Genomic DNA, 1,230 nt, shown 5'->3' on the forward strand with positions numbered 1-1,230 from the left:
TGTGTAAATGCCCGCTACGGTCGGCACGAATTTGAGGCCGTACGTACCGTTGCCGTCGTCGCGCACGTTCACCTTGGGGGCCTGCTGCATGCCGCCAGGCATGTTGATCACCTTGACGCTCACCTTTTCGCCACCCGTCTCGATGACGTTGCCTGCGCCATCGTACGCCTTGAGCCAGAAGTCGAACGGCTGCCCCACGAAGCCCTTGTCGATGCTGTCGCCGCCCACCGTGCACGTGTTTGCGTGTGCGCGGCCGGGTCCGACCTCGAGTGTCGCAAGCGGCGGCCCGATCGAGTGCCCCTTGTTGCCCACAAGCACGAGGCGATACCGACCCACGCGCCGCAGCTCGAGGCACGCCTCGTGAATCCCATCGCCCACCTCGCCATCATCTTCGAGCGCCGTCGCGGGCTTGGCGCTCGCATCACCACTCCCCTCGGTCAGAGAGGCGCGGGGCTGGGAGGCGCGCTCGAGGCACGCGAGCGCTGCGCCCTCAAAGCTGACGGCGTCGCTGGCCACTACGCGGATGCCGTCGTCACCGCCTGGCGCCGCAGCGGGCGCGAACGAGGCCGCCGTGGGCAGCGAGCCACCCACAAGGCTGCTGGCGGCCGCCTTCCATCGCGAGGCTACCCAGCCGAGGAGCGCCGAGTCGTGCGCTTTGGCGGCGCTGGCCGAGGCCTTAAGGTCGATCTGCGGCGTCGCCATGCCTGTCGCGGGCCGGCGCGGCTCGGGCAGGAGTGCGAGCATCAGCTGGCGCTCATGCGCGTAGCCACGCCCTGCTTGTCGCGAAGGCGCACCTGCACCTTGAGCTTCACGCCACACGCGCCCACCGTGCCAAGCGAGAGCCGCTCCTTGCCGTCATCGAGCGCCTCGAGGTCGCGCTCGAGCATGAGCGCGCGCACGCCGTGGTGCGCGGCCACAAACCTGCACGAGGCCAGATGCGCGGAGCCAGGCAGGCAGCGCAGCACGAAGGGCGAGCCGGGCAACTCGTCAACGTCGGCGGAGCCATGACGCACGCTCACGTAGTGTCGCCCGATGGTTTCGCACGTGTACTCGACCGCGTAAGAGACGTCACAATCGTCACGCACGCTGCTGTCGGCCGGTCCTTCATTTCCTTCGCACCACGGCCGGTCCTTCATTTCCGGCCGGATCAGCACCAAGAACTTCTCCCCGACGCGCGTGAGCTGGTTGCCGTAGCCATCCTTGGCGAGGACGCGGAAGTTTGCCTTCTCG

The 1,230-nt window shown here is 68.0% G+C and carries 2 protein-coding genes; both read right to left on the reverse strand.

All coding sequences use genetic code 11. The features are described 5' to 3' along the window. The coding region (locus EB084_25960) for a hypothetical protein (GenBank protein NDD31710.1) at positions 1 to 744 on the reverse strand (744 nt) is incomplete at its 3' end. Continuing rightward, positions 744 to 1,230, reverse strand: a 487-nt coding sequence (locus tag EB084_25965) for a hypothetical protein (GenBank protein ID NDD31711.1), incomplete at its 5' end; no start/stop codon positions are given. The genes EB084_25965 and EB084_25960, both read right to left, overlap by 1 nt.

This window comes from Pseudomonadota bacterium (assembly GCA_010028905.1).
GTDB lineage: Bacteria > Vulcanimicrobiota > Xenobia > RGZZ01 > RGZZ01 > RGZZ01.